Source organism: Acidiplasma sp. MBA-1 (assembly GCF_000949015.1).
Taxonomy (GTDB): Archaea; Thermoplasmatota; Thermoplasmata; order Thermoplasmatales; family Thermoplasmataceae; genus Acidiplasma; species Acidiplasma aeolicum.
This window is the reverse complement of the sequence record NZ_JYHS01000001.1, coordinates 129,269-151,595: the sequence shown is the minus strand read 5'-3', so window position 1 is coordinate 151,595 and position 22,327 is coordinate 129,269. Positions and strand designations below refer to the sequence as shown.

Here is a 22,327-nt window from a genome sequence, read left to right as displayed (position 1 = left end):
TATATGTGTGAACGAATTCAAATGAATATAAATAAAAATAATTTTTTAATGCCTCTTGAAGTCATATATTAAAAGTTTTAACAATGCGGAGGGTCGGATTTGAACCGGCGAACCCCTTTGGGAACAGATTTTGAGTCTGTCACCTTTAACCTGACTCGGTAACCTCCGCCTAAACTCTATATTGCATCATATATTATAAATTTTATAAAACTGTTATTGATTATGTAACATGGAAATAGAACTGGAAATAGACGAGGAAAACAGTAGCATACTTTATAATATATTAAAACCCGACAATGACCAAAATATTGATATGACCGTAAATAAAAAGAAATTAAACATAAAAATTAAGAATCTGGAATTAAAATCTATTTACAGCCTTCCAGACGATTTTCTAAGGAATTATGAGGTTTTTTATAAAATATATTATAATTTAAAAATATAAATTTATTCCTCAATTGTTAAATTGAGTTTTTCTGTTAATTCCTTGTACCTGTTCCTTATTGTAACCTCGGTTACACCAGCAACCTCAGCTATTGCTCTTTGTGTTCTTCTTTCACCGGTTATCAATGATGCTATGTATATTGCCGCTGCTGCAACACCTGTTGGGCCCTTACCTGATGTTAAATCGTTGTCCACGGCCATTTTAAGAATTTCCTCTGCCCTCTTTCTTGCCTCCATTGATAATCTGAGCTTGGAGCAGAATCTGTTTACATAGTCATCGGGCTTTGATGGAAGTATATTTAGTTTTAGATACCTTGCCATGATTCTGTATGTTCTTCCAATTTCCTTCTTTTTTACCCTTGTAACAGATGCTATCTCGTCCAAGGTTCTTGGGACGTTTGTAATTCTGCACGCGGCATATATTGACCCTGCAACAACACCCTCAATGGATCTGCCGCGGATCATATTCTGCTTAACGGCCTTTCTGTAAATAACGGCTGCAGTTTCCCGCACATCGTTTGGAATGCTAAGATTGGATGCCATTCTTTCAAGCTCCTGCAATGCCTGTGATAGGTTTCTCTCTGCTGCGTTTGAGACCTTAATTCTCTTCTGCCACTTTCTTAATCTGTAAAGCTGTGCCCTGTTCCTTGTTGGAATTGATTTTCCATATGAATCCTTATTTTTCCATGATATATCGGTTGATAAACCCTTATCATGAATTGTGTATGTCATTGGAGAGCCTGTTCTGGCACGGCTTTCTGACTGCTCTGAATCAAAAGCCCTCCATTCTGGCCCCTCGTCAATATAACTGTCATCAATAATCAAACCACAGTTTGAACATACGAGCTCCCCGCGCTCATAATCCCTGACCAGCTGTGAGGAACCGCATTCCGGGCATTTATCTATCTCATATATATTTTTCTTCTTTTCCTTTTCATCAACCATATTTATCACCTAACATTTTACATATACTTTTTCCGGGGAATAATCCACGGATGCCAGATATGCGAGGGCATACGGATTTGATACGGGTCCCAGTATTCTGGTTATCCTGCCAATAGCCTTTTCATTACTGTCATATATTTTACCATGTAAACTAAGGCAATTATTAATCCGTATCAATATCTCATTGTTTCTTTTATGCACTATTTGGCATTCATATTTCATTGTACCATACTATATACATAGTTTATATTTAAACTTTTCGTAAGATTATTAAAAATTAGGTTTTTTATATTAAAATATTAGTGTATAAATTTGTGTAATATCTCACTTATCTAAGATTCATAAATTATTTATTGGAAAAATAATTTTAATAAATTTTTATTGCATATATAATAAACTTTTAATACTCTTAGTAATAAGCATTATATAAATCTTGGGTGGTATTTAATGGAAGTTGACGACGTGAAAGTTTGTCCTGAATGTGGTTCACATCATCTTGTAAAGGATTATGAAAGAGGGGAATTAACCTGTTATGATTGTGGTATGGTTATTGAGGATTCCATTATTGATCAGGGACCTGAGTGGAGGTCATTTGATTCTGATCAGGATGAAAAACGTTCAAGGACAGGCTCACCAAGCAGCTTTATGAGCCATGATAAGGTGCTGGCCACTGAGATTTCATGGTCAAACAAGGATTATTACGGAAAGAGAATACCACATAAAAATCGTGCCCAGATTTACAGGGTTAGAAAATGGCACCAGAGAATTAGGGTAAGCAATGCGGCCGAAAGAAATTTGTCCATGGCATTGCAGATACTGAATGAGGATGGTACAAAACTTGGAATTCCAAAGGATATTAAGGAAACAGCAGCATTAATATATAGAAAGGCCGTGGAGAGGAATCTTATAAGGGGGAGAAGCATAGAAAGCATAGTATGTGCATCCATATATGCTGCATGCAGAATGGTAAATATACCAAGAACGCTGGATGAGATCTCCAAGGTATCATATGTAAATAAGAAAAAAATTGGAAAGGCATACCGGCATCTGGCAAAGGAACTTGCATTAAATATTAAACCCGCAACTCCATACTCATATGTTTCACAGTTCTGTAATAAACTTGACCTGGACAAGAAGGTTATAATAGACAGTGAAAACATAATAAGGCTTGCATCGGAATCGGGCATTTCAATGGGAAAGGGACCAACAGGTGTTGCAGCAGCGGCAATATACATAGCGGCAATAAAAAACGGAAAATCAAGGACACAGAAGGATGTTGCCAGGGTATCCGGAGTAACAGAGGTAACCATAAGAAATAGATATAAGGAAATAAGCAGGATGCTTGGCTTTGACCAGAATGAATAAATTATAAAACATTTAGCTTTACAGCAATGGTAATAAATGCCGTGTGGCCTATAATGTTATTATCAGGCCTTGTTGCATTTTCCCTTACAAGTATGTTACGCTTTATTAATTCAACGGTTTCCAAAACAGTGAAGTTATTCTTATTTAATGATAAAACATTTTTTTCAGCCTGATTAAAGGTTGGTGAGTATGTTATAAAGTATCCTCCAAATTTAAGATTATTTTTGAGATTATCAACACATTCCCATGGTTCTGGCATATCAAGTATAATTGTGTCAAATAATTCTTCGGTTTTAAATGTTTTAATATCGCCGTTAATAAGCTCCCAGTTATTCGGGTTAATAAGTGAATAAACGTTTTTCCTTGCGTTTTCAATGTTCTGTTTATCTATATCAACACTAACAAGTTTTCCTGATGCATTTATTGAGTTAAGTATTGAATAGCTTAAATTGCCTGTACCAACACCGGATTCCAGAATTTTTTTACTCCCATTTATGGATCCGGTATATATTATATAGGCGGCATCAACAGGAAGTATTGTCTGTGTCCTTCTGCCTGATATACGATAAAAAAATTGTGGATCAGGATTTAATATTACAAAGGTTTTACTCCTTAATTTAATTGTATCTCCGGGCTCAAAAACAGAATTCAAGGGTATGCTTATTCTTTCGTTTTTAATATATGCAGTATGTTGCTCCATATCAAGAAGGCCGTAACAATCATCAGATTTAATAATAAACACAAACGTTTATATTTTTAAAATATTTATTTTTTACACCTTTCTATAAAATTTTTAAAAATTTCTGTGCCATATTCAGTATTATTAACCTCAGGATGAAACTGAACACCAAATATATCCCTGCTTTTATGATAAAAGGCCTGCACCCTGCATGTATCTGATGAGGCGCATATAATGTAATCGTCAGAGATGGACTTAATCTCATCATTATGGTTCTCCCAGACTATAATTTTTTCAGGGATGTCATAAAATATTGAGCCTTTACTGTAAAAATTAACCTCCTTTTTGCCATATTCAGGATGTACTGCCTTTGATACATTCCCGCCTGAATTTAAGGCAATGAACTGGGCACCTGCACATATGCCAAAAATTGGATAATCATGATTAATATACTGCTTAATATTTCCAAGTTTTGAAAGTTCAGATTCTATGCTTGCAGGACCACCTGATAGAACTAGTCCATCAAGGTCTATTAATTTTTCATCATCAACAGTATTTGGGAATATCTCAGCATCTACTTCAAATGATTTTAGGACACGCCACTCACGGTGGGTCCACTGTCCACCATTATCTATTACACCTATTTTCACACCACAAAATTTCAATGTTGTATTTAAAGATAGTACAATAATCTTTAAATTGTTGTTATAAAAACTTATATAACCTGAAATAATAAACCTTTTATGACAATATATCAAGGTAAAGGTACAAAGAAGTTTACAGGTGGAAAATTAAAGAGAAACCATTCAAAAAGAAGATACGAGCTTGGCAGGGAGCCATCATTAACAAAAATTGGTGAGACTGAAAGAAAAACAATAAGAACTTTAGGTGGCAATACCAAGGTTGTTTTATTAAATGAACAGTTTGCAAATGTATACAATCCCGATGATAAAACAACAAAGAAGGTTAAAATTATAACAGTTAAGGAAAATAATGCCGATCCGCATTATGTGCAAAGGAACATTATGAATAAGGGTACAGTAATATCAACGGAGATAGGAAATGCAATGATAACATCCAGGCCAGGCCAGCACGGCGTGATAAATGCAGTACTTGTGAAATGATAACATTATATTCACAGTATTTTAACCCAAATATTAGCAGGCGCCTTGGCAGGAGAATAAGCCGTGAAAAGGCCACAAGGTACAATGATTCCCGGCTTGAATCAATTTTAAAGTCCATGAACCTTAACTATGAAATAAAAAAATGTAAATATCCAAGAATACCCTATGAAGAAACAAGCATGTTTCTTATTGATGGAAACATAAAAAAGGGCACATTAATAAAAATTATAGAAAACAGATTATGATTTTCTGAACTTTTTCTTTTTGTAGTATTCAAGCGGATGATTAATTTTTCTACAAAGTGGATCATCATCCATGTAACATAGATGATTTGATCTTAATGTTACACATTTTGGCGGCGAGTATTCTGTTCCAGAGATTATTCCGGTAATGTGCTCAACCTGATACGTGGTCATTTTTTCATTAAAGTCCGGCACATTTCTAAATATATTTATCATATCAGCATTTGACATACCAATTGAATGCAGAAAGCTTACAAGCGTAAATCTGGCAAGATGTGGCAGGTTCTGGTTATCCCTTATTTCATTTAAATATTCAATAATACATGGCGGGAATTTTGTAAAATCCACATCTCCAAGCTTCATTTCGTTTTTTGCATTTATTTTTATAAATTCATCTCTAATTAAGTTTATTTCAGATTGATAACTTTTAAATATCTGTGCGGCCTGATCAATGTTTATAGAATTGTATATAATATTAATTTTTTCAACAAAGTTTTCCCTTAAAAGATGGGCAATCTGACCCTCATCCACTATTATAAGTCCATTTTCCATTTTCTGGTATATTAACCTGTATTTAAATCCGGATATTTTTTTATTATATGTGATAAAAAAATTAAATGGGATTTTAATAATATTATTTGATACAAATACATTTATTTTGGCCCTATGACAGTAATCTATAAATGACTCGGTATCATTTTTGATAAGCCTCAATATCTCATTTTCAAATACGTCCCTCTGTTCTATTATAAATCTGGATGTTAAATTTCTCTGGTTGATTAATTTAATCATCCATAGTGCTATGCCAAAACTTTTAAGGTCGAGCACCTGATTGTACCTGTTTTTATCAGCATATTTTTTAACTATATTTTTTATATATTCCAGTGCCAGAAGCATGGGCTTCCTGTCTGACAGCGAATTGGCTGCAGTATTTATGTTTTCCGGTGATGACACGTAATCATAATCAACAAAAAATTTATCTGTTATCATTTTATAATTCTATTAAATCCTTTGTGGATGTTGTGAGCTGCTCATAACCGTCCTTTTTAACGAGAACATCATCCTCTATTCTGACCCCACCAACCTCTGGTACGTATATGCCCGGTTCATCGGTAACCACCATATTGCTCTTTAGGACAAAATCATAGGATGGTGATAGTGCTGCATGATCGTGGACGTCCAAACCAACCCCATGGCCCAGTGAATGTATAAATCTACCCTTATACTTTGTGGAGTCTATAATATCACGGGCTATTTTATCTATATCGCGGCCATTTACATTCTCCTTTATTTTTATCATGCTCTCATGCTGTGCCCTTTTAACAATTTCATATATTTCCTTCTGCTCTTCACTGGCCCTCCCAAAAACCATTGTTCTTGTTGTATCGGAGCAGTACCTCTGATAAACAGCACCGTAATCTATTAAAACAAAATCGCCCTTTTTTAATTTTGTTTTTCCTGGAAAATAATGGGGCATGGATGAATTTTTACCAAATGCAACTATTGTGCTAAATGATTCTCCTGATGCGCCGTTTTTCATCATGGCATAAACCACCTCTGCGGCCAGTTCTATTTCTGTCATGCCCTCCCTAATTTTTGGTATTACGTCCTCAAGAGAATCGCTGGCTATTTTTGCGGCCTCCCTTATCTTTGATATCTCATCATCCTCCTTTATTTTTCTTGCCTCAAGTATGGACTGCGATATGTCTATAAATTCCTTATCGGGAATAATTTTAAGAATGTTTTTATACTGTTCCAGTGAAACTGCTGAATAGTTGATGCCTATATTTGTATGGTTTTCAAAAATTTTTTTGATAATCTCGTTAAATTCATCCCTTGTTTTAAATATAATTACGTCATAGCCTGTTTCTCTTGCAGCCTGTTCCTCCAGCTCTGATGTGATAATTTTTACCTCATCAGGCCTGATAAATAATGCTGAACCCTCAAATATACCGCTTTTTGCACCGGTAATATAAAAGAATGTTTTATCTATCTGGTTTTCCCCGCCATTTATTATAAGTGCCGTGTCAACATCCCTGACGTAATCAAATATTCTCTCACTTTTCATTATTATTTATCTTAATTTTAGATATAACAATTTCGATTAACAAATGATTAATAATATTAAATATAAGCCATACATTTACATATATAATGTACGATAAAGTATTTTCAGGAAAATTTTATTATAATGGGCAGTTTCAGGACCTTGATATAGGCGTATGTGATGGAAAAATAACAGAAATAAAAAAGCATATTAATTTTAAAAGGGAAATATTGCGCCATGCGGTCTTTCCTGCAGGCACAGATATACATGTTCACTTCAGGGACCCTGGTGAAACCGAAAAGGAGGATTTTAGAACAGGCACCATCTCAGCCATTGCAGGAGGTACAACAACAATATTTGATATGCCCAATAATAAAATAAAAATTGACAATTATTCTGCATACAGGGATAAACTTGAAATAGTCCGCAGAAAGGCATACTCGGATTTTGGCCTTTATTCGATGTTCACTGGAAATAACCTTGATATCATTGATAAGGATTCCTCTGGAATAAAAATATACATGGGAAGCACAACAAATGCCAGTGGACTAAATAATTATAATGCCAGTGATATTAATGGAATAAATGATCTTAAAATACCGGTTGTATTCCATGCGGAGGATCCTGTATGCCTCCAAAAAAATCATATTGAGGCAAAAAACCTGATGGAGTATAATAAATCTAGGCCGCCAGAATGCGAGGATTCTGCAGTTAGCACTGCCAGCAAAATGGGATTTAAAAATGGAATAATAGCACACCTAACACATAATATAAAAACGCAATATTTAAGGGAGGTAACACCGCATCACCTGATGCTCAATGATGAAATGGATCTTGGTTCTTATGGAAAGGTAAATCCACCATTAAGAAGCCGCGAACTTCAGGGCCTTTTACTCGATGAATATATATCAGGAAGCTATGATATTTTATCATCCGACCACGCACCGCATACACAGAATGAGAAGGCGGATTTTGAATATGCACCAGCCGGCATAATAGGGGTTGAAACCAGGATTCCACTAATGCTTGCATTAATACAGAAAAAGGTCTTATCCATGGATGTATTCATAAAAACTGCGATATATAATCCTGCAAAAATATTTAATATAAAAAAGGGTGAGATAAAAATAGGCAATTATGCAGATTTTATGACTGTTGATTTTACCTCAATGGAGAGGCTCAACGATTACAGGCTCCACTCAAAAAATCCAGAATCACCCTTTAATGGCTTTGATGTAATATTCCCGGATGATGTAATCATGAGGGGTATAAAAATTGTATCTTCAAGAGAAATAATAGAGGATCATACTGGAAAATATATAAAGGAGCTTAAATGATGCCAAAGTATTTAAAGACATCACCCACCTGGGCGCCATAGGCAAATTCTGATACATACTCACTTTTTTCCTTTATGTTTTCTGATGCATTGGCAGGTGCTGCTTTTTTAACAGGGAGATCAAACATGCTTAAATCATTGTCAGAATCTCCCATAACCAGTATCTCCTTGTAATCATAATTATAATATTCCTTAAGGAAATTAACGGCATATGCCTTATCCTGGCCCTTATTCATGACATGCCATGTAAATTTGCTATTCACAATGTATAAATCCCGCTTTTCAGCCTCCTTTGATATGAATTCATAGTCTTTTTCATCCATTGTAAATGCCGATGATGTTTGCCTCCAGATGTTTGTAAACATGGGCCTTGCACTTGTTGTTTTTGATATCTCATCAAGGAATTTATCACATTTTTCCTTGCTAAAGAATGTCTTAATGGTATCATTAATAAGCACTATGCCACCGTTTTCACCAAATACCGGTGCATTTGTGCCTATGAATGTTTTTAATCCAAACATAACCGGTAATGCATTTCCACTAACAAATGATATAAGGACTCCAGAATTCACAGCCCTTCTGATATTTATTATTGCATCTGTTGATATTCTTCTTTCCCTGTCTGTGAGGGTCCCATCAACATCAAGCACAACAAGCCTTATCATTTTTGGTAATATTTATAAAATTTATAAACATTTATAATAAGATGAAAGATCAAAAATTAAATAGAATTGCCATGGATAGAATAAATAAATTATATAATTTATCACTTATTTCCAATGAATATTATTCTAAAAGATATATTATACTCATGGAAAGAATTGCAAAAAGGATGGATATCACACTACCAGTATATATAAAAAAATCATACTGTAAAAAATGCAAACTGCCATATAAGAATGAAAGAATTAGAATTAAAAATGGACTGGTGATTATAACGTGCCCGAACTGTGGAGATGTAAGAAGAATACCTATAAAAAATTAATCCACTGTTTCCAGTTCAAAATAGACCTTAAAACCCTGCAGGGTTGCCTGAATTTTATCGGCAAACCATATGGCATCCTCGGCGGTTGCAGAGTCGGGCCAGTTGTATACCATATCCTGTTCTCCTTTTATTAACGAAAATCCCAGTGACCTTAATCTATCCACTATTTCACTGGGTTTTGTACCCTCGCTGTTGAATATCACTTTAAGGAATGTTTTCATAGTACCTAAATATAGCATTGTATATATTATTTTTCCGTTTGTCTCATTTTTGATGGCCACCAGTTGTACTTATCAAGGAACAGCATAACGCTTGGAACAAAGAACATCCAGCTGACAAAGGTATCAACAAGCACTCCGAGTGATAGACCTACACCTATTTCCTGCATTATGGGTATTCCGCTGAAATATAATGCACCAAATGTTGCGAATAATAATGAACCAAGGGTCATAATAACCCCACCACTTTCAATGATACTGTTTTTTATTCCATCATCATTGGTCATGCCGTTTAAAACATTTTCCCTGACCTTTGTAACCATAAATATATCATAATCAAGGCCCACAGCCAGCAGGGTTATAAATACAAATAATGGCAGGAAGATAATTAATGGTAAATGAAGTATGTAAAAGAATATGATATATGTTATTGCAAGTGACATAATTACGGCCGCCATCACCATTAGTATGAGCCTTAATGGTGTAAATGCGGATCCGAGCTGTATTAATAATATTATGAATATAGCCACACCAAGTATTGGCACCATCTTGCTGAAGGAGGATGATGTAAATGAATATGCATTATTAAGATACTCTGTTAAACCACCTGCATAACCCTTATAGTCAGAACCTGATGAATATTTTGATTCTATACTTTTAAGAAATGATGTGGACTGTGGGCTCCAGGCTATATTTGAAAGATATATAACTATCTCTGCATAGTGAGAATTATTACCTATATATGAGTTTGTTGCGCTTGCATAATCCTTGGAATATGCAGGTGAAACATTTAATGCACCTAATGCACCTTTAGATGTTAAATTCACAGTCTGGCCAAATGGAGAACCTATTCCGTATATGTCAGAAACATAACCTGAGCTTGAAAGATTATGCTCTATTGACAGTATCTGATTATATTCTGTTGTATTATAATAATATGTATTATTTTTATGTATTACTAATGGGGATGTAAAATTTAAAATTATATACGCAGGATCAAACAAATCATAATGGAACGAATTGTTTACAACAACCAGTGATTGTATTCCACTGCTTGGTGGCAGGAGGGTAAATACATCCATGTTTGTTGGCGTCTCGGCATAAAGTGCAAGGGATGCAAAGGTTACAACCACAAATATTACAAATATCTTCTTTTTATTTTTAATTGTAAAATTGGCAACCTTCTCCATGGAATGCTCAAATGGAAGTTTTGAACCCTCCTTAATTTTGGCGGGATAAAATATTCTGTCCTTTAACTGTGCCATAAGGGCTATTAAAAATGTATTTGCCGCTATTATGGTAATTACAGCTGAGATTGCATTGGTAAAACCGGCATCACTGAATAGCGGTATATTTGAAACCCATAGAACAACGTATGATAATGCAACTGTTGCACCGGATGTAAATACTGCCTGACCGGCCCATTTGGCTGATTCTGGTATCGCATTTTTATTTCCCTTTCTTCTTTCAGATCTGTATCTTGACAGTATGTATGCTGAATAATCCGATGCAATTCCAAGAATAAGTATTAATAGCAGTGTTGGCGTTATAAATGATATTTTTTTATCGAAAATGTATTTATATATTAAACCGTTGATTCCACCACTCACCACTGCAGATAACAGGAAGATTAAAAATGGAACAAATGCGGCAACAATTGATCTGAAGTAAAGCCCAACTATAATTATGGATATTACAATACCTATTAATAATGCGATTATCATGCCACTCTGGATCTGGCTGGCAAGCTGGTCATTTGAAACAGTTGTGCCCGCAAGGTAATAACTGCTTCCAGGTATAATTTTTTCATACTTATTTTCTATTGATGTTATATGATTCTGTTCTGCAACTGTTAAATTACCATTATAATGGAATATAAGAATTGCAGTATTATTTGATGGGCTTAATAGTGATGAAGAGGAATATGATGAGGGTAAAACAGGATAATGGTTATATGAATTATTTTCTATTGTTGATGTTACCAGCGGCATTAAACTGGTTGTATTATTAAGTTCATATAAATATGGCCTGTAATAATCATCATTTATTTTTAGGTATGGGTTTCCCTTGGTAATGTTTATGCTTGAATTGTATGAATAATCAACTGCAAGATAAAGGGATGTCTTTGAAATACTTTTGGTATGGTTAAATTCCGATATGGCATTATCTATAAAACTTAAATTGCTTACACCCACCTCAGTAAATATTTTATTAAACCCGGCAGAAAATGTGGAATTCTGGGCTATTTTAGTTGAGTTTTCTCCCTTAAGGTTTAACGATAACACAAGCGTATTTAAATCATAAATGCCATTTTCAAGACCCTTAATCTCCTTTGAAAATGAATAAAGTGTTGAATTCTCTACTGTGAATATACTGGTTGTATTTGTGTAACCTATATTCGTGGATTTTAGATAATTAGATACATTATCCTGGAAATTAATTAAATTTTTAACATTTTGAGAATTATTTAAGTTTGTATTGTTTGCAACAATCAAAATTTCAGGGTCTGTAGAACCCCCAAACTGATCTGTTAACAATTTATTTGCCTCATATGCAGGTGAATTCTTTGTAACAATTGAACTTGAAACATTGTATGATGTATCTGTAAAAAGCAACGTTGCAGCAGGAAGCATCAATATAAAGAGGACTATCCATATTACCAGAATCTTCTTTTTATTTCTTTGAGAGAATTTACCAAGTCTCATGAATGATTTTTCCAACATTATGGTACCGAATTAAATCAAAAAATTTAAAGTTTATTAATAAACATTTTTTTAACCGAATTTTTAATATATTCAAAAAATTAAAATGCATGGAAAATATGTTAAATTAATGAATTATACAAAAATAGATTTATACTCATATCTATATAACCTGCTTTTACAGATTCCTGATGGCATGGTAAGCACATACGGTGATCTTGCCGTTGCACTTGGTGATAAAATTTCTGCAAGGGCTGTTGGATACATGCTTTCCCTAAATAATTACCCTGATAAATATCCCTGCTATAAAATAGTTTATTCAGATGGTACTGCAGGCAATTATGCCCTTGGTGCAGAGGAAAAAATTAGAAGGCTTAAAAATGATGGTATAAATGTAATTAATGGTAAGATAGATAATTTCAATAAGCTCGTATTCAGGGACTTTAAGTCCGATTACCCATTGAAAAAATTAATGATGGAACAAAACAAAATTTCAGGACATATAGATACAAATGATTATGAGATACCAAAGAGTGTTGCGGCAGTGGATGTTTCATATGTTGGCAGATATGGTTATGGTGCCATGGTTATAAAGGAGGGTGATAATATTGTTGTTAGATACTTTAAAGAAGAATCTAAATTTCCCTATATCCCTGGATATCTTGGATATCATGAAACACCGTATATAGAAAATCTTGTTAGAGATTTTGATGGAATTATCCTGATTGATGGTAATGGAATACTGCATCCAAGAATGTGTGGACTTGCAACCTTTTATGGTGTGCTGTTTAATAAGCAAACCATTGGGGTGGCAAAATCATTGCTGCTTGGCGATATTGGAAACAATTATATTTATTATAACAATAAACCATTGGGTTATCAGGTAAATAAAAGAACAATAGTAAGCCCTGGAAACAAAATTGGCCTAGAAAAATCTGTGGAATACATAAAGTCTATTGGAAACGGTAAATATCCGCAAATACTTCAGATGGCGCATAATGAAACAGTAAAATTTAGAAAAAGCGGAGATTGCCGAGACAGGACAAAGGCGATGGATTCAGGGTCCATTTCCGCAGGGATTCGGGGGTTCGAATCCCCCTCTCCGCATTTTTGATATAATATAAATGAGGCTGTTTCATAAAATATTACATGATAGATAAAAATAATTTGTAGTTTAATTCATAATTCAAAGATTAAATATTTTTTTTAAATTTATTTCCATGGTATATCAGATAATTCCACAGGAATTAAATGAAATGTTAAATAATGATGATGCAGTAATAATTGATGTCAGGGAACCGTTTGAATATGAGTATGGCCATATAAAAAATTCTATTTTAATTCCGGTATTTGATATCTTTAATAATCCTGATTTATTAAAGAAATATGAAAATAAAAAAATAATTCTTGTTTGCAGTTCCGGCCACAGAAGCCTTTATGCGGCAAAATTTCTGGAAGAAAACGGTTATAAAAACATTTTTAATCTTTATAATGGAATTTACGGCTGGGAAATGCAGGATTATGAGATTGTTAATGATTAATATTAATTTTTCTTGAGGTACGGTTGGATCTTGAAATAATTATAAGCATTAAAATTATTATTATGGACATAAATAAAAACTGAATTTTATATTTTGCAAGGTATGTTATTAATACAAAAAATATATATCCAAATAAAATGCCAAATAATATGGAATAGGAGCCTATGGAGCTGTCCCTAAATCTAGAATTTACATACAGCCAGATTATTGATGCTGCCAGTGATATTGAAAATAAATACAAGATTATATGGGCGTTTCCCGGAGGTAAAATTGAAAATATTGTATTGCTCTCACCACCGTACTCGATTAAATTTTTAAGATTATCTGAGTATTCAAGCCCAACAGTATAAAAAGCTATTTTGTATGATACCGAATATATTAAGGTGTATGTAATTAAAAGAAATTCAAATAATGATGTTCCCGCTGAGGATACAAAGGATCCAATGACGCCCGCGAATGAACTGGAGGTAATACCATGTATAATCAGAACAATGTCAATTAGCAGTGCAAGGGTTAACAAAAATCCAGTATTTATCTTAAATTCTGGAAATAACATAAAAAAATTATATAATAATTTATATTTCATAAATAGAATGGGATTCATGGATATTATTGTCAGTAATAGATAAACCAAAAATGCCAGTGCAAAATAATACCTGTATTTTTTTATAAAATGGAAAAATAAATAAAATAGAAGTAATATTATGAATATTTCAATATCCAGGATAGCGTATGTATGTAATAATAAAAAATAGGTTATAAAAATCTGTGGGGCAAATATGAATACAGAAATGGGATATAATATAAGGTTGTTGATTCTTATTTAAACCGCCCCCAGATTGATGCTTCTTGCATAATTATACTCCTCCATTATCTTGGGCAGCATGGTTTTATCCTGCACAACATCTGCCCTGTAACCCATTCTTATAATACTACCTCTGACAAGCCTAAGCCTTGAAATTTGTGATGAATAGAGCCCCCTCATTAACAAATCCTGCAGTGGTTCACTTGGATTATAATTATAGAATGATGTGTGGTCTATAATAAACATAATAATATTAAATGCATATTCTGGCTTTTTTATATTTATATCTGATGCGGTCATTACAAAGATTAATGGTTTTTTTCCTGTTCTTTTATTAAGTATTTTTATTGCAGATTCAAAATCAAAATCTCCACCGGGAAGTATTGATGCTATTTTGGTTTCAAAATCCTTAATACTATTTCCGCTTTTATCCGGTTTTATAAAATAATTGTGTTCGCTGGAATATATAAAAAATCCAACATTATCACGGTTTTTTACCATATAATATGCTGCATTTATTATATTTGTTACAGTTTTATCGTATATTTTATCATCCCCACCAAAATTCATGGAATTGCTGTAATCAAGTAAAAATATTACAGTTATTTCTCTTTCCTCCTCCATTTCCTTGACCATTAATATATCATTGGACTCATCATATCTTGTCCAAGCTATGTATCTGAAATCATCATTTTCAGTATATGGCCTGATACCGTAGAGGTCATAGCCCTGGCCTGCCTTTTTTGAGTAATGGATTCCGTATGTATATATAAAACTGCTTAGCATTTCTGTTCTCTGAGACCTTATATCATTGGCTGATGGATATATTTTAATTTCCATGGTATTACAGTATTTTCTTTCAGAATATGCCAGATCGAAAATATCCCTCATGATTATGGTTATATCACCAAGTGAATATTTCCCGATGTATCTGGGCGTGATTTCATATTTTTTTGTTACAGTGGACTTTTTCCTTATTTTAATAATTCCAGAGTGATTCTCTGATATATTTAAAATGTCAAGGGCCTCATCAAAAAAATAGAAGCTTACATCGTTATTGTTATTGTTTTTAAACACAATATTAATTTCAAATGTTTTATTTTTCCTGAATATTCGTGTATTAACCTCCCTCCTTATATCTATATTTGACAGATATCTTGCCGAGGAATAATTAAAGAAAATTATATCTGAAGATACAATAAAAAATAAAATTAAAGTGAATATTATGTATCCTGAATATCCTATAATTATTGATTCCAGCAGACCGGATAGAATTGCAGTTATAATTACATACCCAAGCTTTTTTATCATCTTGGAACCTCAACGGATGATAAAATATTATCTATAACCCTGAATAATATATCCTGATAATTATTTTCTCCATCAATTAGTGATTCAGGTCTAAGTATTAATCTGTGGTTAAATATCTCATGGGCCATATATATAACATCTTCAGGTATAACATAATTTCTTCCGCTAATAAGTGCATTTGCCTTAACAGCACTTAGATATTTTACAGCGGTTCTTGGGCTTGCACCAAGATAAACCATTGAATTTTCCCTTGTCTGCCTTATTATGTTTACAATGTATTCCATTATGTCATGTGATGCATAAACATTTTTAACCTCATTTTTTAGAAACTCAATATTATCAGCACCCAGTTTATAATATTCCAGGTTGTTATTCCTGCTGGTTGATTCCAGTATTTTTAATTCATCGTCCTGTGAGGGATAGGTTAAAAAATATCTAAAAAGAAACCTATCCATTAAAGCTTCTGCAAGTGGGAATGTGCCCTCCTGCTCCACAGGATTTTGTGTGGCTATAACAAAAAATGGCCTCGGCAGGGGGTATGTTACACCATAGACTGACACATGCCTTTCCTCCATTGCCTCCAGAAGGGCTGATTGAACCTTTGGAGGTGTTCTGTTAATTTCATCTGCAAGTATAATATTCGCAAACACAGGACCCTTCCGGAATTCCATTTTTTTCAATTCCAGATTGTATACCATATTGCCGGTAATATCTGATGGCAACATATCCGGTGTGAACTGTATTCTTTTAAATTCAACGCCCAGATGCTTTGAGAATTCATCGGCAAGCATTGTTTTTGCCAGTCCTGGAACCCCCTCAAGTAATATATGATTACCGGTAAGCAATGATATAAACATGAACCTTACTATTCTCCTGGAACCTATTACCTTATCACCTATTAAATCGTTTATATCATTCAATCTATCTATTAATGATATACTCTCTGCCTCCATTCCTCAAACGCCTCCTCATTTATGATATCCATTTTAATGTTTTTTAATCTCTCATAGCTTTCTATTACCTGAACAGAATAATATTCTGCCCTTTTTATAAATCTTTGCCTGCGCCTGCCTGTTGAACTGGATGCCAATCCTGCATATTTTTCATATTTCTGCATTAATTTTCTAAAATTTTTTACCTCGTTTAAAACCATATCAACATCATTTGACATTTTTGATATGTAATCTTCATACTTTTTTGAACTGATCATTGTATATTCATGAATAAATTGATTTTGTGGTATATTAAATTTTTCAGATTTTACAGAGTTTTCTGGATCTTTATACTTATATATTACGGAATTAAAACCAATTACAATTATAACAACAATAATAATTAAAAGAGGATAAAGAAAAATAAGGGATGATCTTTTGATTAAAAGCGAAATTATGTCAAGAAATAGTATAGTATACATCATTGTTGATCGTTATAAAATAATGCCATGATATCCATATAATTATAAACATCCTTAATTTTGGATATTATCTCCTCTGAATTTATATTTTCATCGAAAATACCATATCTGGCCGGTTCATAATAATTAAGGTAAAAAACGGCAAGTTTTTTTAAAGCATAAAGCTGATTAATATTCTGTTTTGTATTATCCTTTTTGTCTGGCACATCTATGCCATTTAACGCCTCAATTAATTTATTATTATTAACCAGACCCTCACCTGGTTCAACCTTTATTCCAAGATTGTTGAGCTGATTTATTATAAACTCCCTGCTTGATCCATTTTTCTTCACGCTTCCATCGAAACTCTTAATATAATCTGAAAGCACTGAATTATATCCGAAAATTATTGCATCCTTAACCTTGCCATTGCCCAACATTTTACGCATTTCTTTAATAACAGGTATGTCATCAACTGTTTTTATTTTAATCACTGTTTGCTCAATAACTTTATTACTTTTTTTATCCTTTTTAAAAATCATTATTTTTCCACCTCACTCTCTGTGGTGTATGAAATCTTGAGGTAATAAAGCATACCGTTTGTTAATTTGCCGTTTGAGGATTCTGGACTAATAATTCCGGGAGTTTTGGTAACCACCTTAATTGGACCATTTTCATATAATCCAGAATTTGGTGAATAATTATTTCCGTTCACATTGAACGCAATTGTTTTCCCATTAACTGATATGCTTGAATTATTAAGGTCATATGGGAAGTTGAATTTTATCAATACACCATTTATTGATGTCGTATTATAGGTAACTGTGGTTATATTATTTGAAACCGTATATACATCCTGGGTTAGCTGTACTGAGGCATTGGCATCGGTTATACTTAAATACTTATATGGATTTGTTGAGTTTAAATCAATGTTAATCACCTTAACCAGTATATTTCCATAATAAACATTTAATGAATTCAGACCCGCACTGGCCAGAAAGGTGTTATTGCTGATAACATTAACACCATTATAAATAACTGAAAGATTTGATGAAACATTGAGGAGGTATGCTGTTATATTTTTAACAAATGTGCCATTTGAATGTATATATTTAATAAAAGATGTGCTGACATAATGTTTATTATTGTATGTAAAAGTATAATTCCCCTCAGGGGCCTTAAAATTAAAGAATGTGCCTGAATTATTCGATTGAACATTATATTTGATATCTTCCCCATCCCTGAATATTGTAAATCCTTTAATATTAACTGATTCATTTCCATTTAATGGAAAACTTCTCAACTCAACAGTATAATTAAAATCTTTAAGCAGTGCAACGTTATCATTAACATACGTGCTTCCAGTTACATTTTTTATTATTGTTGATGTGGAATAATTATAAAATTTCGTTGTAATTTTATACTGACCTGCCTGTGGTAATCTAAATGTGAAGCTACCGTTTGCACTTGTGATGCCCGTGTAGGTTTGAGTTCGGCCATCATATGTAATATTGGCCTTAAACTGCTGACCTGACACTGGGTTGGTTCCGTTTTTATATATTATTGTTAGATTAAATTGTTTTGGTATGTTAATATCATGATGTACAATTACATCATGATTGGGATTTTCATAGGGATATGCAATGGATACCAATGGGAAAATAATTAATACCGCAATTATTACGCTTAAAACTATGAACAAATTTTTCTTATCCATTTATATAATAATATTAATTATTTCCATAAATATTTTTCTAACTATATATACAGATTATAATAAAATTTTTAATAATTTTTATAATAGATTTACAATAAAATAATAATTAATAATTTATAAATATTAAATATAATGAAATGATATTGTTGTAATGAAGTTTCTCTCCTTCTTTGGCCATTTAAATATAGATGTAAAACTTGGTGTTTTAAATTTACCAATGCCGGGTGAGGCAACCAGTGTTAAAAATTTAAATAATGTTTACGCTGGTACAGCAGGTAATTTTGCATTTGTTTCAAAATCACTCGGGGTGGATTATGATCTTTATGCTGCTGTTTCCAGATCAACCCATAGTGGATTTCTTGATTTTCTCCGGCAGCGGAATATAGACTATAAACACATAAAAATTTTTGATGATGACACGGGACCAATTTGTTACATAGCGTCGGATGGAAAAGAACAGATTGCATACATGTACCAGGGTCCGGTATACACAAAATGGAAACCCTCTGAATATTTTGAATACGATAATTACAGGTACATACATTTTGGAACAGGCCCTGCAGAGGAATACATAAAAATAGCCGAAAAAAATAAAAATTCAAAAATTGTTTTTGACCCTGGTCAGGAAACATGGTATATGTATACAAAAAATACTGCCATGGCCATGATTAATTTATCAAATATAATGATAATAAATAATAATGAATTTTCTTATTTATTAAAAATGGTGCAACATACAAAGGATGACTTATTAAATTATTTGGATTACATTATTGTAACGTGTGGCAGCCACGGGTCTGTTATTTACTCAAAGGATGGTGAAAAACATTTTGATGCCTATTTAACAAAGGATATACACGATACTGTTGGCGCAGGCGACTCATTTAGGGCAGGTTTTTATTTTGGGCTTTACAATAATTTTAATATTGAGGATTCGGTTAAACTTGGAAATATAGTTGCATCCTATGCAATAAGAAAGCCAATAATTGATTTTTCCGTAAAAAAGGATGATTTAATGAGAATATTAAGAATATATAACCAGACAGAGGTTTTATAATTAAATTAGCAAATCGATATACGCCATATCCATAAAAACCTTTTTATCGAACCCCGCCTTATCATACGGAAGCTTAAAAGTTGATTTTTCCATTCCACCCAGATTTAAAAAGTTTTCAAAATCGCTGGATTTTTCGTAAATTACAATACCGTTTTCAGAATCCCGATGTATCCCGTTGAGATCTATTGCACTTGATATCTGTGTTGTATAACCAAGGTACATTAAAAATATATTTGATTTAATTTTAATTCTTTTATTATGCCTGAAATAGCGATTTGTTTTTTTTAAGGCATTAATTATTTGCAACTCAGATATAATGCTTTTTGCATCCACAACCTGAAAAAAATTATTTCTTGATTTTATAAAATTTAATATTAAATCAAAATTAAAATTATTAAATTTTATATAATCGATCTTATACCGCATTTGGCCTCTTCGATGTTGTTATCTCCTTTGATACAGGATGTATTATGTTTTTAACCTTTTCAAGGAACTGTTCTTCTTCTGGGCCTTTAACAAGGGCGTTTGAAAGTACATCATCTATTGTTGCGGCAGCGATTATTTCTATTTTGTCCTTATGAGCCTCATCAAGTATAATATCATTGTAATTTGCAAGGGGGACTATTACCTTTGATAATCCACTGTCTATTGCAGCCTCAACCTTTGCGGTGACTCCACCAACTGGAAGAACATCGCCACGGACGCTTAATGAACCGGTCATTGCAACGGTCTGATCAATTGGTATATTTTCAATTGCAGATATAATTGCGGTGGCTATTGAAACACTTGCCGAATCGCCCTCAACACCCTCATATGTACCTATGAATTGTACATGTATATCCATATCTGAAATGTTTTTGCCGCTGATTTTTTTAATTACGGCGGCCACATTCTGAACAGCTTCCTTTGCTATTTCTCCAAGTTTACCTGTTGCATAAACTGTACCGTTATTAGGGTGCTGTGCCGGTGTAACCTCTGCAACTATTGGCATCACCACTCCTGTAAAGTCCGCCATTTCGCTGGAACCCATAACGGCAAGGCCATTAACCTTTCCAACTGCTGATCCCTGACCGGTAAACATTTTGTATAATTTTTTAACTTCTATTGCCCTGTCAGCTATCTGCTGTTCCACAGGCTTGCTTAGATCTCTTGCAGCGTTTACATCCTCTGCTGTTACTATTGCTTCCTTTTTGCTCACAGCAATGTCGCCAGCGATTCTTACAAGACCACCAAGTTCCCTTAATCTTAATGTTAATTTTCCCTTTCTTCCTGCACGCTTCTGTGCCTCCTTTATTATTTCAACAATTGCGGCGGCGTCAAAGGGTGGGATTTTTTTATCCTTTGCAACCTCCTGCGCAACAAACTGAACCAATTTTCTGCGGTTCTCATCATTGTCATCCATTGTATCATTCATGTAAACCTCATAACCATATCCACGTATCCTTGATCTAAGTGCTGGATGCATATTTTTTATTGCATCAAGATTGCCTGCAGCAACAAGAACAAAATCACATGGAACTGGCTCTGTTTGAACCATTGCACCTGCACTTCTTTCACTCTGCCCGGAAATTGCAAATTTCTTTTCCTGCATTGCGGTTAATAATGCCTGCTGATCCTCTGGTCTTAATAGATTTATTTCATCTATGAACAAAACTCCCTTATCTGCCTTCTGGATATTTCCAGCCTCAACCCTCTCATGTGCAGGTGTTTCAAGACCACCAGACTGAAATGGGTCATGCCTCACATCGCCTAAAAGTGCACCGGAATGTGCACCTGTAGAGTCTATAAATGGTGGCTTATCATTGGGATTATGTGAGACCAGAATTTTTGGAACCATAACACGTTCAATTCTGGCGGCAGCAGGATTCATGGCCAATAATATGTATATAAACGCGGCACCAATTATGGCAAAGAATAATATTTCTATGGCTGTGCTTGGGCTGCTTTTGTATAGAACTATTGCCAGGATTATTCCTAACAGTATGATTGAAAATACAATAAAAAGTAAGCTTTTTGAACGATCTTTTTTCTCCCTTTCGGCCTTTATCTGATACTGTTTTACAATTTCTTTACCCTTTCCGGCTGGGAAGGTCTTAATTCGGGGTTTGTTTGGATCCTCTGGATTTGGAAAGCACAGAATATCCTCTAAATCCTCCTTGGGGAGAAAATCAACCATGGACTGTGCCAGCATTGATTTTCCAGTACCTGGTTCCCCAATTAAAAGGACGTGTCTTTTCTGGATGGCCGCTTTTTTAATTACCTCTCCGGCCTTCTCCTGACCAATTACCTGGTTAAAAAGAAGCTTGGGCACTTCAATATCTTTCGTAGACTTTATGCCCTGATTAGATAACCATTCCTCTACATCATTATTATTTGCGTCCACATTATGATAATCTAATTCTGTTTATTAAGTTTT

At 33.6% G+C, this 22,327-nt stretch carries 25 protein-coding genes, 2 tRNA genes and 1 pseudogene; 10 read left to right on the top strand and 18 right to left on the bottom strand.

The window, feature by feature from the left end:
- Positions 1-84 precede the first annotated feature (84 nt).
- Positions 85-169: transfer RNA gene (locus tag TZ01_RS00760), tRNA-Leu, on the bottom strand.
- Between the two features lie 60 nt (positions 170-229).
- Between TZ01_RS00760 and TZ01_RS00755 the strand changes: the two genes are divergently transcribed.
- Positions 230-445 carry a KEOPS complex subunit Pcc1 gene (locus TZ01_RS00755; protein WP_048100903.1) on the top strand — a complete coding sequence of 72 codons (216 nt, stop codon included), beginning with the start codon at positions 230-232 and terminating at the stop codon, positions 443-445.
- 2 nt (positions 446-447) lie between these two features.
- Here TZ01_RS00755 and TZ01_RS00750 read toward each other — a convergent pair whose 3' ends face one another.
- Positions 448-1,389: a transcription initiation factor IIB gene (locus TZ01_RS00750; protein ID WP_048101327.1), complete on the bottom strand. Its 942-nt coding sequence runs from the start codon at positions 1,387-1,389 to the stop codon at positions 448-450.
- Between the two features lie 9 nt (positions 1,390-1,398).
- Positions 1,399-1,611, bottom strand: coding sequence for an H/ACA ribonucleoprotein complex subunit GAR1 (locus TZ01_RS00745; protein ID WP_048100902.1), 213 nt, complete (start codon positions 1,609-1,611; stop codon positions 1,399-1,401).
- Positions 1,612-1,836: 225 nt separating this feature from the next.
- Here TZ01_RS00745 and TZ01_RS00740 point away from each other — a divergent pair, with 225 nt between their 5' ends.
- Entirely contained in the window at positions 1,837-2,754 is a 918-nt protein-coding gene (locus TZ01_RS00740; protein WP_048100901.1) for a transcription initiation factor IIB, read from the top strand.
- Between the two features lies 1 nt (position 2,755).
- Here the strand turns inward: TZ01_RS00740 and TZ01_RS09105 are convergent, their stop codons facing one another.
- Positions 2,756-3,496 (bottom strand): tRNA (adenine-N1)-methyltransferase, encoded by a 741-nt coding sequence (locus tag TZ01_RS09105; protein ID WP_052656654.1) that lies wholly within the window; start codon positions 3,494-3,496, stop codon positions 2,756-2,758.
- Between the two features lie 23 nt (positions 3,497-3,519).
- Positions 3,520-4,083 (bottom strand): GMP synthase subunit A, encoded by a 564-nt coding sequence (locus TZ01_RS00730; protein ID WP_048100900.1) that lies wholly within the window; start codon positions 4,081-4,083, stop codon positions 3,520-3,522.
- 93 nt (positions 4,084-4,176) lie between these two features.
- Between TZ01_RS00730 and TZ01_RS00725 the strand changes: the two genes are divergently transcribed.
- Positions 4,177-4,557: a 30S ribosomal protein S8e gene (locus TZ01_RS00725; protein ID WP_048100899.1), complete on the top strand. Its 381-nt coding sequence runs from the start codon at positions 4,177-4,179 to the stop codon at positions 4,555-4,557.
- Positions 4,554-4,802, top strand: a complete 249-nt coding sequence (locus TZ01_RS00720) for a signal recognition particle subunit SRP19/SEC65 family protein (RefSeq protein ID WP_048100898.1) — start codon at positions 4,554-4,556, stop codon at positions 4,800-4,802. The genes TZ01_RS00725 and TZ01_RS00720 overlap by 4 nt, the downstream gene beginning before the upstream one ends.
- On the opposite strand, the gene TZ01_RS09100 is transcribed toward TZ01_RS00720, so the two are convergent.
- Positions 4,797-5,789, bottom strand: coding sequence for a hypothetical protein (locus tag TZ01_RS09100; protein ID WP_052656653.1), 993 nt, complete (start codon positions 5,787-5,789; stop codon positions 4,797-4,799). The genes TZ01_RS00720 and TZ01_RS09100 overlap by 6 nt on opposite strands.
- A gap of 1 nt (position 5,790) precedes the next feature.
- Entirely contained in the window at positions 5,791-6,867 is a 1,077-nt protein-coding gene (locus TZ01_RS00710) for an aminopeptidase P family protein (RefSeq protein ID WP_048100897.1), read from the bottom strand.
- 86 nt (positions 6,868-6,953) lie between these two features.
- On the opposite strand from TZ01_RS00710, the gene TZ01_RS00705 reads away from it, so the two are divergent.
- Positions 6,954-8,183, top strand: a complete 1,230-nt coding sequence (locus tag TZ01_RS00705; protein WP_048100896.1) for a dihydroorotase — start codon at positions 6,954-6,956, stop codon at positions 8,181-8,183.
- Here TZ01_RS00705 and TZ01_RS00700 read toward each other — a convergent pair.
- Positions 8,176-8,847, bottom strand: a complete 672-nt coding sequence (locus TZ01_RS00700; protein WP_048100895.1) for a phosphoglycolate phosphatase — start codon at positions 8,845-8,847, stop codon at positions 8,176-8,178. The genes TZ01_RS00705 and TZ01_RS00700 overlap by 8 nt on opposite strands.
- Positions 8,848-8,888: 41 nt before the next feature.
- On the opposite strand from TZ01_RS00700, the gene TZ01_RS00695 reads away from it, so the two are divergent.
- Positions 8,889-9,167, top strand: a complete 279-nt coding sequence (locus TZ01_RS00695) for a ribonuclease P protein component 4 (protein ID WP_048100894.1) — start codon at positions 8,889-8,891, stop codon at positions 9,165-9,167.
- Here the strand turns inward: TZ01_RS00695 and TZ01_RS00690 are convergent.
- Positions 9,164-9,388: a hypothetical protein gene (locus TZ01_RS00690; RefSeq protein ID WP_048100893.1), complete on the bottom strand. Its 225-nt coding sequence runs from the start codon at positions 9,386-9,388 to the stop codon at positions 9,164-9,166. The genes TZ01_RS00695 and TZ01_RS00690 overlap by 4 nt on opposite strands.
- Positions 9,389-9,414: 26 nt before the next feature.
- Entirely contained in the window at positions 9,415-12,108 is a 2,694-nt protein-coding gene (locus TZ01_RS00685; RefSeq protein ID WP_048100892.1) for an MMPL family transporter, read from the bottom strand.
- 85 nt (positions 12,109-12,193) lie between these two features.
- Between TZ01_RS00685 and TZ01_RS00680 the strand changes: the two are divergent.
- The 3 genes and pseudogenes from TZ01_RS00680 to TZ01_RS00670 form a co-directional block, all read left to right on the top strand.
- Positions 12,194-13,024, top strand: a pseudogene (locus TZ01_RS00680) (endonuclease V); the annotation flags it as partial.
- 85 nt (positions 13,025-13,109) lie between these two features.
- Positions 13,110-13,194: transfer RNA gene (locus TZ01_RS00675), tRNA-Leu, on the top strand.
- A 113-nt stretch (positions 13,195-13,307) separates the two neighbouring features.
- Positions 13,308-13,628, top strand: coding sequence for a rhodanese-like domain-containing protein (locus tag TZ01_RS00670; RefSeq protein WP_048100891.1), 321 nt, complete (start codon positions 13,308-13,310; stop codon positions 13,626-13,628).
- Here TZ01_RS00670 and TZ01_RS00665 read toward each other — a convergent pair.
- The 6 genes from TZ01_RS00665 to TZ01_RS00640 form a co-directional block, all read right to left on the bottom strand.
- Entirely contained in the window at positions 13,618-14,184 is a 567-nt protein-coding gene (locus TZ01_RS00665) for a hypothetical protein (protein WP_055041145.1), read from the bottom strand. The two genes, TZ01_RS00670 and TZ01_RS00665, sit on opposite strands and share 11 nt — an antisense overlap.
- Positions 14,185-14,451: 267 nt before the next feature.
- Positions 14,452-15,744, bottom strand: a complete 1,293-nt coding sequence (locus TZ01_RS00660; protein ID WP_048100889.1) for a DUF58 domain-containing protein — start codon at positions 15,742-15,744, stop codon at positions 14,452-14,454.
- Positions 15,741-16,697 carry a MoxR family ATPase gene (locus tag TZ01_RS00655; RefSeq protein WP_048100888.1) on the bottom strand — a complete coding sequence of 319 codons (957 nt, stop codon included), beginning with the start codon at positions 16,695-16,697 and terminating at the stop codon, positions 15,741-15,743. The genes TZ01_RS00660 and TZ01_RS00655 overlap by 4 nt, the downstream gene beginning before the upstream one ends.
- A complete protein-coding gene (locus TZ01_RS00650; protein ID WP_048100887.1) occupies positions 16,673-17,158 on the bottom strand; it encodes a hypothetical protein in 486 nt (161 codons plus the stop codon). Before TZ01_RS00650 ends, TZ01_RS00655 begins: the two co-directional genes overlap by 25 nt.
- Positions 17,158-17,679, bottom strand: coding sequence for a hypothetical protein (locus tag TZ01_RS00645; RefSeq protein ID WP_052656652.1), 522 nt, complete (start codon positions 17,677-17,679; stop codon positions 17,158-17,160). Before TZ01_RS00645 ends, TZ01_RS00650 begins: the two co-directional genes overlap by 1 nt.
- A complete protein-coding gene (locus TZ01_RS00640) occupies positions 17,679-18,854 on the bottom strand; it encodes a hypothetical protein (RefSeq protein ID WP_048100886.1) in 1,176 nt (391 codons plus the stop codon). Before TZ01_RS00640 ends, TZ01_RS00645 begins: the two co-directional genes overlap by 1 nt.
- Before the next feature lie 151 nt (positions 18,855-19,005).
- On the opposite strand from TZ01_RS00640, the gene TZ01_RS00635 reads away from it, so the two are divergent.
- Positions 19,006-19,911: a nucleoside kinase gene (locus tag TZ01_RS00635; RefSeq protein ID WP_048100885.1), complete on the top strand. Its 906-nt coding sequence runs from the start codon at positions 19,006-19,008 to the stop codon at positions 19,909-19,911.
- Here TZ01_RS00635 and cgi121 read toward each other — a convergent pair whose 3' ends face one another.
- The gene (gene cgi121, locus TZ01_RS00630; protein WP_048100884.1) at positions 19,912-20,337 is read right to left on the bottom strand and encodes a KEOPS complex subunit Cgi121; all 426 of its coding nucleotides are present in this window, start codon (positions 20,335-20,337) and stop codon (positions 19,912-19,914) included.
- Entirely contained in the window at positions 20,327-22,294 is a 1,968-nt protein-coding gene (gene lonB / locus TZ01_RS00625; RefSeq protein WP_048100883.1) for an ATP-dependent protease LonB, read from the bottom strand. The genes cgi121 and lonB overlap by 11 nt, the downstream gene beginning before the upstream one ends.
- Positions 22,295-22,327 lie beyond the last annotated feature (33 nt).

Coding starts and splice junctions, on each gene's coding strand:
- TZ01_RS00755 (WP_048100903.1), top strand. CDS start 230: ATGGAAATAGAACTGGAAATAGACGAGGAAAACAGTAGCATACTTTAT.
- TZ01_RS00750 (WP_048101327.1), bottom strand. CDS start 1,389: ATGGTTGATGAAAAGGAAAAGAAGAAAAATATATATGAGATAGATAAA.
- TZ01_RS00745 (WP_048100902.1), bottom strand. CDS start 1,611: ATGAAATATGAATGCCAAATAGTGCATAAAAGAAACAATGAGATATTG.
- TZ01_RS00740 (WP_048100901.1), top strand. CDS start 1,837: ATGGAAGTTGACGACGTGAAAGTTTGTCCTGAATGTGGTTCACATCAT.
- TZ01_RS00725 (WP_048100899.1), top strand. CDS start 4,177: ATGACAATATATCAAGGTAAAGGTACAAAGAAGTTTACAGGTGGAAAA.
- TZ01_RS00720 (WP_048100898.1), top strand. CDS start 4,554: ATGATAACATTATATTCACAGTATTTTAACCCAAATATTAGCAGGCGC.
- TZ01_RS09100 (WP_052656653.1), bottom strand. CDS start 5,789: ATGATAACAGATAAATTTTTTGTTGATTATGATTACGTGTCATCACCG.
- TZ01_RS00710 (WP_048100897.1), bottom strand. CDS start 6,867: ATGAAAAGTGAGAGAATATTTGATTACGTCAGGGATGTTGACACGGCA.
- TZ01_RS00705 (WP_048100896.1), top strand. CDS start 6,954: ATGTACGATAAAGTATTTTCAGGAAAATTTTATTATAATGGGCAGTTT.
- TZ01_RS00700 (WP_048100895.1), bottom strand. CDS start 8,847: ATGATAAGGCTTGTTGTGCTTGATGTTGATGGGACCCTCACAGACAGG.
- TZ01_RS00695 (WP_048100894.1), top strand. CDS start 8,889: ATGAAAGATCAAAAATTAAATAGAATTGCCATGGATAGAATAAATAAA.
- TZ01_RS00690 (WP_048100893.1), bottom strand. CDS start 9,388: ATGAAAACATTCCTTAAAGTGATATTCAACAGCGAGGGTACAAAACCC.
- TZ01_RS00685 (WP_048100892.1), bottom strand. CDS start 12,108: ATGTTGGAAAAATCATTCATGAGACTTGGTAAATTCTCTCAAAGAAAT.
- TZ01_RS00670 (WP_048100891.1), top strand. CDS start 13,308: ATGGTATATCAGATAATTCCACAGGAATTAAATGAAATGTTAAATAAT.
- TZ01_RS00665 (WP_055041145.1), bottom strand. CDS start 14,184: ATGTTATTTCCAGAATTTAAGATAAATACTGGATTTTTGTTAACCCTT.
- TZ01_RS00660 (WP_048100889.1), bottom strand. CDS start 15,744: ATGATAAAAAAGCTTGGGTATGTAATTATAACTGCAATTCTATCCGGT.
- TZ01_RS00655 (WP_048100888.1), bottom strand. CDS start 16,697: ATGGAGGCAGAGAGTATATCATTAATAGATAGATTGAATGATATAAAC.
- TZ01_RS00650 (WP_048100887.1), bottom strand. CDS start 17,158: ATGTATACTATACTATTTCTTGACATAATTTCGCTTTTAATCAAAAGA.
- TZ01_RS00645 (WP_052656652.1), bottom strand. CDS start 17,679: ATGATTTTTAAAAAGGATAAAAAAAGTAATAAAGTTATTGAGCAAACA.
- TZ01_RS00640 (WP_048100886.1), bottom strand. CDS start 18,854: ATGGATAAGAAAAATTTGTTCATAGTTTTAAGCGTAATAATTGCGGTA.
- TZ01_RS00635 (WP_048100885.1), top strand. CDS start 19,006: ATGAAGTTTCTCTCCTTCTTTGGCCATTTAAATATAGATGTAAAACTT.
- cgi121 (WP_048100884.1), bottom strand. CDS start 20,337: ATGCGGTATAAGATCGATTATATAAAATTTAATAATTTTAATTTTGAT.